Below are 7,979 nucleotides of genomic sequence, written 5' to 3'. Positions count from 1 at the left end.
GGCATAGACGGTGTTCTTCTGAGTGTCGGTGGCGACGACGTGGCTGTTGTCACCCTCCGTGTGTGCCGCTTCGAGGTCACCTCGCAGCTGCGAGGTCACGCTCACGTCGGTGATGTGGTGGCGCGGTGTGTCCCGGTCGATGCGGACGAGTCTGCATTCCGCTTTGCCGTACTGGTTGGCTCCGAGCACGATGGTCATCTTTAGCTCCCTCGATAGGTTGTGAAGGCAAACGGGCTGAGGAGAAGTGGTACGTGGTAATGCGCTGCGTCGGCGGTCACTTCGAAGACGATGTCGACGGTGGGGTAGAACGTGTCGACACCGCGGCCTGCGAAGTAGTCACCCGAACCGAAGGTGAGTCGGTACTTACCCATGGGCAGCGTCGTGGGTCCGAGATCGGCGATGCGGCCCTGTTCATCGGTGATTCCGTCGGCAACGATCGTGTCTTCGTCCACACGGAGCGTCACCGAAACACCCTGGGCCGGAGTACCGTTCGATGCATCCAGAACGTGCGTACTGAGCATGCTGCGTTCAGACATCGGCAAAGGCCTTCTCGACCCTCAGTGCGGCGATCTCACGCAATTGCTGTTCGACGGTGCGCAGTTCGGTCTCGGGGTCGTTGGCCAACCGCTCGTCCAGGGCCGCCAGAATCGCCGAAGCGTCACGGCCTGCGGCGCGAACGAGAAAGACGCGACCGAAGCGTCGCTCGTACGCGATGTTGCCACTGCGAATCCGGCGCAGGGTGTCCGCTTCGGTGACGTCGACACCGGCTTGCTCGGTGCGCGCATGAGCGGCGTGCTCGTCGTCTCCGGCCGGCCGCTCGCCGATACGTGGGTGAACTTGCAGAGCCCGGTCGATCTCCGACGCAGTCAACGGTGCGGCGGCCGAGAACACGGCCGCCCGTATGGCGTCGTCGTCCGCGAACGGTCGCAGATCCGCGAAGGCGGTGTACCACCGGGGAATGTCCAGGCAAGGCTGCAGACGACGGCGACACTCGGCGTCCGATGCGGCGTTGATCCGCAGGACTAGCTCTGATTCCGTATCGTGAAATGCCGATTCCATATTTAAAGCGTGACACCCGTCACAACAGGTGTCAATAGATCAGCCGACGTCAATTCGAACCCACCATGTTGCGTTGATATACAGCATCTTTCGCATGGTGGAATTCGAACGCCCAAAGTCGACCACGGTTGACAGCTGCGAGTGCAACACGTCACACTCGAAACGTTCATGGAATTGTTATTCCGCATTCCGGACTTTGTTCACGCTCGAATGAGAGGAGCCTCCTCGATGACGGAACTCTTTTGCAACGGCGGCGCGATGCGAGGCGGAGGCCTGCACCACAATGTGTCCGCCCACCCCTTCGTCGGCACCGCCAGAACCACACCCATCTATCGCTTCTACTCGATACGGGACGAGTTTCCCGGGCTGATCTTGGACGAATCCGCAGGTGCCGCCATCGAAGGCGAGCTGTACGACATTCCTCTCGACGAGATCAGGACCGCGTTCCTCCCCGACGAGCCGCCGGAACTCGAGCTCACTGTCGTTGCGCTCGAGGACGGTCGTTCGGTGCTCGGTGTCGGGCTGCGGCCGGGGGTGGTCGAGCACCAGGCCGAGGAGCTGACAGACATCACCCACACCGGTAGTTGGCGGCTCTATCGCGGACTTCCGACCCCCTGATCGAAGAGAGGACACCATGTACAGAGGCACGTTCACCGTCAACTGCTCGATTCTGTTCACCGACGCTCCCCTGCTGCAGCGCCCACAGCTCGCCAAGGAGTCCGGCTTCGATTCCATCGAATTCTGGTGGCCCTTCGATTCACCGGTCCCGTCGGATGTCGACGTGGAGCGGTTCGTTTCCGCGGTCCGCGACGCAGGTGTGCAACTGACCGGGCTGAACTTCGCAGCCGGCGACATGCCTGCCGGCGACCGCGGAATTCTGTCGGACCCCAGGCAAGCCGGCAGTTTCCGCGACAACATCGATGTCACGATCGGCATCGGCGAGAAGCTCGGCACAAAGGCGTTCAATGCCCTGTACGGCAACCGCATCGACGACATCGATCCGCTCGAACAGGACGCCGTAGCGACGGAGAACCTTGCCGCCGCCGGCCGCGCGGCCCTCCGCATCGGCGGCGTCGTCCTCGTCGAACCTGTCAGCGGCGCCCCCGCGTACCCGCTGAAGCGCGCTTCCGACGCCGTCGCGGTCATCCAGCGGGTAGCTCGCGAGCACGATGTGCACAACCTCCGGTTGCTCGCCGACCTGTACCACCTCGCCGTCAACGGGGACGAAATCGCGGCCGTTGTCGACGAACACGTGAACCTGATCGGGCACGTACAGATCGCCGACTCCCCAGGGCGCGGAGAACCCGGCACGGGCCAGATCGATCTACAAAGCCACCTCGCACAACTCGCAGACAACGGTTACGACGGCCTCGTCGGCATCGAGTACAAGGCCACCCGCCCGGACACCTTCTCCTGGATAGATTCAGGTCATTCCGCAGGCTCCACTCCCGGGATGAATTCTCTCTCCCGAACCAGCACGACGTAAAGGAATCTCATGAGCACGATTGCATTCATCGGCCTCGGGATCATGGGCAGCCCCATGTCCGTTCACCTCGCGAAGGCAGGCCACCAGGTCGTCGGCTTCAACCTGACGCCGGACCGAACGGGGCCCCTCGTCGAAGCGGGCGGTACGGCCGCCGACTCCATTGCGAAGGCCGTGGCCGACGCCGACGTCGTCGCCGTCATGGTTCCGGATTCTCCCGACGTGCAGGACGTCCTCACGGGTAGGGACGGTGTGTTCGACAACGCGCGACGCGATGCGTTGATCATCGACTTCTCGAGCATCCGTCCCGACGTGACCGCCACGCTCGCCGAAGAGGCAGCAGCACGCGACTTCCGGCTGATCGACGCACCGGTGTCGGGCGGTCAGGCAGGAGCCGAGAACGCCGCCCTGTCCATCATGGTCGGCGGAAGCGCGGAGAACTTCGAGGCCGCGAAGCCTGTCCTCGAAGTGGTCGGCAAAACCGTCGTCCACGTCGGTCCCAACGGGTCCGGTCAGACGGTCAAGGCCGCGAACCAGCTCATCGTGGCAGGCAACATTCAGGTGCTCGCCGAGGCCATCGCGTTCCTCGAGGCCTACGGAGTCGACCTGGCTGCGGCTGTGAAGGTTCTCGGCGGCGGCCTCGCGGGCTCTGCCGTGCTCGACCAGAAAGCTCAGAAGATGCTCGACCGGCAGTTCGAACCGGGTTTCCGAATCGATCTGCATCACAAGGACCTCGGCATCGTCACCTCCGCAGCGCGAGAAGCGGGTGTGGTCGTTCCGATGGGCGCAGTACTCGCGCAACTCATGGCGTCGGCGCGCGCCAACGGAGACGGCGGACTCGATCATTCGGCCCTGTACCGCGGGGTCGCACGTCTAGCAGGAACGAGCAACTGACATGGCCAAGATGCGTGCAGCCGATGCTGCCGTCAAGATCCTCGAACTCGAAGGGGCGACAACCGCGTTCGGTCTACCCGGCGCCGCAATCAACCCGTTCTACGCCGCGATGCGTGACCACGGCGGCATTCGCCACGTCCTCGCCCGCCACGTCGAGGGTGCCTCGCACATGGCCGAGGGATTCACCCGCTCAGCCGCGGGCAATATCGGAATCTGTATCGGAACGTCCGGACCCGCCGGTACCGACATGATCACCGGCCTGTATTCGGCGATGGCCGACTCCATTCCGATTCTCGCCATCACCGGCCAGGCACCCGTCGCTCGCCTGCACAAGGAGGACTTTCAGGCGGTCGACATCGCAGCCATTGCCGGACCGGTCACCAAGATGGCGATGACCGTCCTCGAACCGGCTCAGGTGCCCGGCGCGTTCGCACAGGCGTTTCACCTGATGCGCTCGGGGCGGCCCGGACCCGTTCTCATCGATCTACCCATCGACGTTCAGCTCGCCGAGATCGATTTCGACCCGGACACCTACCAACCTCTCCCGGTGCACCGACCGTTCTGCTCCCGCGCCCAGGCGGAGAAGGCCATCGACATGTTGGTCGCCTCCGAACGGCCCTTGATCGTGGCGGGCGGCGGCATCATCAATGCCGATGCTTCGGACCTGCTCGTCGAACTCGCGGAATTGCTCGATGTGCCGGTCGTTCCGACGCTGATGGGGTGGGGAACCATCCCCGACGATCACCGACTCGCCGCAGGAATGGTGGGGCTGCAGACCGCGCACCGTTACGGGAACGCGACGATGCTCGCATCGGACTTCGTCCTGGGCATCGGGAACCGGTGGGCCAACCGCCACACCGGTGGACTCGACACGTACCGCAAGGGTCGCACCTTCATCCACGTCGATATCGAACCGACGCAAATCGGACGCGTGTTCGCACCCGACTACGGCATCATCTCCGACGCGAAGGCGGCACTCGAGCAGTTCGTCGCCGTCGCCGAGGAGCGGAAAGCTGCAGGTACCCTGCGCGACCTGTCGAGCTGGGTGGACGACTGCGCCACCCGCAAGCGAACCATGCACCGTCGCACTCACTTCGACAACGTGCCGATCAAGCCGCAACGCGTCTACGAGGAGATGAACAAGGTCTTCGGCCGTGACACCCGGTACATCAGCACTATCGGACTTTCTCAGATCGCGGGTGGCCAGTTCTTGCACGTGTTCTCGCCGCGTAACTGGATCAACTGTGGGCAGGCCGGACCGTTGGGGTGGACAATCCCTGCTGCCCTCGGCGCCGTCGCAGCCGACCCGACCACCGACGTCGTAGCGCTGTCGGGCGACTACGACTTCCAATTCATGATCGAAGAACTCGCCGTGGGCGCCCAGTTCAACCTGCCCTACGTGCACGTGGTGGTGAACAACTCGTACCTCGGATTGATCCGTCAGGCTCAGCGCGCGTTCGACATGGACTTCTGTGTGCAGCTCGGCTTCGACAACATCAATACCCAGGAAGCCCAGGACACGCAACCAGGCATCCCGAAGGGTTACGGCGTCGATCACGTTCGCGTCGCAGAGGGGTTGGGCTGCAAAGCGTTACGTGTCACCGAGCCGGATCTGATCGGCGAAGCTCTCGTCCGCGCCCGGACGCTTGCCTCCGAGCACAAGGTCCCGGTGGTCGTCGAGATCATTCTCGAGCGTGTCACGAATATTTCGATGGGAACCGAAATCGACAACGTCGGCGAATTCGAAGAACTCGCCGAGACATCCGCCGACGCGCCCACCGCGCTTCTGTTGTTGGACTAGACATGACGAAAATCCTGTTGTCGCCCGACAAGTTCAAGGGCTCGCTGACGGCGGTGGAGGTTGCCGACGCCCTGGCCGCCGGTCTGCTCTCGGCGGATCCGTCGCTCGTCGTCGAATCGCTTCCGGTTGCCGACGGCGGTGACGGCACCGTCGCCGCCGTCGTTGCAGCAGGATGGGAATCCGTTGCCCTGTCGTGCGTCGGACCCACCGGAGCCGCTACCCGAACCACCTACGCTCGGCGGGGTTCTTCGGCCGTCGCGGAGTTGGCATCCGCAGTCGGATTGCAATTGCAGAGCCGTCTCGATCCTCTCGACGCGAGCACGTACGGACTCGGAACCGTCGTTGCCCACGCGCTCGATCACGGCGCCGATCATGTGGTTCTCGGTCTCGGCGGTAGCGCGTCCACCGATGGAGGCGCCGGGATGTTGCAAGCGCTGGGCGCCCGCATTCTCGACGCAGGCGGCAACGACGTTCCGCGGGGTGGCGGCGCACTGCGCGGAGCAGTTCGACTCGACACCTCGAACATGCACCCGGCCCTGCGACGCGCCCGCATCCAACTCGCGTGCGACGTGGACAACCCGTTGCTCGGTCCGACGGGCGCAGCGTCCGTGTACGGACCTCAGAAGGGAGCGGGCCCACAGGACGTGCGGTATCTCGAACACGCGATGCGTCAGTGGGCGCATGTCGTGCGATCGGCGATCAGACGAGATCTCAGCGTGGTGGCCGGTGCAGGGGCGGCGGGCGGCACCGGCTTCGGCCTGCTTGCCGTACTCGGCGCCGACATTCGTCCGGGCATCGACACCGTCCTCGACCTGATCGAGTTCCATCGCCGCTTGGCTTCTGCCGACCTCGTCGTCACGGGTGAAGGGTCGCTCGACGAGCAGTCGTTGCACGGCAAGGCGCCGATCGGCGTCGCGTCGGCCGCCCGAAGCGCCGGCGTTCCAGTGGTCACGGTGTCGGGGCGGCAAACGGTCGATGCCGCCGCGCTGCGAATGTTCGGAATCGTCGACTCGTACGCGCTCACCGATCTCGAACCCGATCCCGCTGTCTCGATGCGCGACGCGGCCGACCTGCTGCACCGCGTCGGCGAATTCATCGCGCTGTCACGCTCACCTTTCGAAGAAGGAGTTTCATGAACACATCCGACGCCGCTGCCCCCGCTTTCACCGCACTCACCGACCTCGCTTCCCGTGCTCTGGGAGGTAGTGTCTCCGCGGCCAACGACGAACTCTTCGCACAGCGCGAGAACCTGATTCGGCCCGAGGCGCCCTTCTTCGACCCCGACGAATTCGGGCACAAGGGCAAGGTATACGACGGGTGGGAGACCCGCAGACGACGCGACGAAGGTGGTCACGATTGGGCCGTGGTCCGCCTGGCAGCCCCCGGCATCGTGGAGGGCGTCGTCGTCGACACCGCTTACTTCACGGGCAACTACCCGCCGTTCGTGTCGGTGGAAGCAGCGTTCGTCGAGGGCTACCCGCCGATCGACGAAGTGCTGAAGGCAGATTGGCAGACCATCGTTGCCAAGGCACCCGCCGAAGGCGATACGGCCAACTTCTACGAGGTCGACGATCGGCACCGCTGGACCCACGTTCGGCTGTCGATCTATCCCGACGGCGGCGTGGCCAGGTTCCGAGTCCACGGCCGGGTGGCTGCGGACCCACGTTTTCTCGGGGGCACCGTCGATCTGCTCGCGGCCGAGAACGGTGCGCGACTCACCGAGTGCTCGGATGCCTTCTACTCATCCCCGGCCAATATCATCCTGCCCGGCCGCGCCCGAAACATGGGCGAGGGATGGGAGAACTCGAGGCGCCGGGGAGGCGGCAACGACTTCGCTGTGTTCGAACTGGCAGCACCGGGCGTTCCGCGGTACGTGGAGATCGACACGAGCTACTACGTCGGTAACGCTCCCGGGTGGGTTCGCTTGAGCGCTATCGATTCTCGGCGCCGGCACACCGCAGATCACACTGCGTGGACGGAAATCTTCCCCCGAACGGCAGTGCAACCGGACACCCGCCATCGCTACGCGCTCGACTCGGGCGATGCGTACACACACCTACGGCTCGACGTTTATCCGGACGGTGGCTTGTCGAGACTGCGCCTGTTCGGTGAGCTGGATGCAGACGCACGCGAGCACGCCGATCGGGCTTGGAAGGCGTCGTTACCTCTGCCGGTGGAGAAGCGGCAGTGACGAGTGAGACCGTCGACCTGTTGATCAGGGCGCCGCGGGCGATCGTCGACGGACGCGAGTGCGCGGTGTCGGTCGGCGTCCGCGGTGGCCGGATCGTCTCTCTGGACGCCTACGACGCGAAAGAGGTCGTTCAACTCGGAACCGATGAGGTACTGCTGCCCGGACTGGTCGACACCCATGTGCACGTCAACGAGCCGGGACGCACCGAGTGGGAGGGCTTCGCCAGCGCCACTCGCGCCGCCGCTGCAGGCGGGATCACGACGCTGGTCGACATGCCGCTCAACAGTATTCCTCCGACGATCGATGTTGCGGCGCTCGACGTGAAACGGCGCATCGCCGCGGAAAAATCGGTTGTCGACGTCGGTTTCTGGGGTGGTGCAATTCCTGGCAACCTGGATCAACTGCGCCCCCTGCACGATGCAGGGGTGTTCGGGTTCAAGTGCTTCCTGCTGCACTCCGGGGTCGACGAGTTCCCTCCCCTGTCGTTGCCGGAACTCGAGAAGGCGCTCATCGAGATTGCATCGTTCGACGGGTTGATGATCGTGCACGCC

Annotated in this window: 9 protein-coding genes and 1 pseudogene; 7 read left to right on the top strand and 3 right to left on the bottom strand. The window is 64.3% G+C overall.

Translation table 11 applies throughout. The features are described 5' to 3' along the window. The 3 genes and pseudogenes from WBQ44_RS21265 to uraD form a co-directional block, all read right to left on the bottom strand. Nucleotides 1-198 (bottom strand): annotated as a pseudogene (locus WBQ44_RS21265) (factor-independent urate hydroxylase); the annotation flags it as partial. A 2-nt stretch (nt 199-200) separates the two neighbouring features. Continuing rightward, on the bottom strand, nt 201-536 hold the full coding sequence (gene uraH, locus WBQ44_RS21260; protein WP_495568652.1) for a hydroxyisourate hydrolase: 336 nt from the start codon (nt 534-536) through the stop codon (nt 201-203). After that, nucleotides 529-1,059, bottom strand: a complete 531-nt coding sequence (gene uraD / locus WBQ44_RS21255) for a 2-oxo-4-hydroxy-4-carboxy-5-ureidoimidazoline decarboxylase (protein WP_495568651.1) — start codon at nt 1,057-1,059, stop codon at nt 529-531. Before uraD ends, uraH begins: the two co-directional genes overlap by 8 nt. A gap of 228 nt (nt 1,060-1,287) precedes the next feature. On the opposite strand from uraD, the gene WBQ44_RS21250 reads away from it, so the two are divergent. The 7 genes from WBQ44_RS21250 to WBQ44_RS21220 form a co-directional block, all read left to right on the top strand. After that, a complete protein-coding gene (locus WBQ44_RS21250) occupies nt 1,288-1,677 on the top strand; it encodes an allophanate hydrolase-related protein (RefSeq protein WP_495568650.1) in 390 nt (129 codons plus the stop codon). Between the two features lie 16 nt (nt 1,678-1,693). Then, nucleotides 1,694-2,545, top strand: a complete 852-nt coding sequence (locus tag WBQ44_RS21245; protein WP_495568649.1) for a hydroxypyruvate isomerase family protein — start codon at nt 1,694-1,696, stop codon at nt 2,543-2,545. A gap of 9 nt (nt 2,546-2,554) precedes the next feature. Next, nucleotides 2,555-3,436, top strand: coding sequence for a 2-hydroxy-3-oxopropionate reductase (locus WBQ44_RS21240; protein ID WP_495568648.1), 882 nt, complete (start codon nt 2,555-2,557; stop codon nt 3,434-3,436). A gap of 1 nt (nt 3,437) precedes the next feature. Beyond that, nucleotides 3,438-5,237, top strand: a complete 1,800-nt coding sequence (gene gcl / locus WBQ44_RS21235) for a glyoxylate carboligase (RefSeq protein ID WP_495568647.1) — start codon at nt 3,438-3,440, stop codon at nt 5,235-5,237. A 2-nt stretch (nt 5,238-5,239) separates the two neighbouring features. Further along, complete coding sequence (locus tag WBQ44_RS21230) at nt 5,240-6,373, top strand: glycerate kinase (RefSeq protein WP_495568646.1); 1,134 nt, start codon at nt 5,240-5,242, stop codon at nt 6,371-6,373. Beyond that, complete coding sequence (gene alc, locus WBQ44_RS21225) at nt 6,370-7,428, top strand: allantoicase (protein ID WP_495568645.1); 1,059 nt, start codon at nt 6,370-6,372, stop codon at nt 7,426-7,428. The genes WBQ44_RS21230 and alc overlap by 4 nt, the downstream gene beginning before the upstream one ends. Beyond that, nucleotides 7,425-7,979, top strand: a 555-nt coding sequence (locus tag WBQ44_RS21220; protein WP_495568644.1) for an amidohydrolase family protein, incomplete at its 3' end; no start/stop codon positions are given. The genes alc and WBQ44_RS21220, both read left to right, overlap by 4 nt.

Origin of the sequence: Rhodococcus sp. (in: high G+C Gram-positive bacteria), from assembly GCF_049591685.1 — a bacterium.
Classification (GTDB): Bacteria; Actinomycetota; Actinomycetes; order Mycobacteriales; family Mycobacteriaceae; genus Rhodococcoides.
Note: the sequence above shows the minus strand (reverse complement) of the source record. Positions and strands in the feature narration are given on the sequence as shown.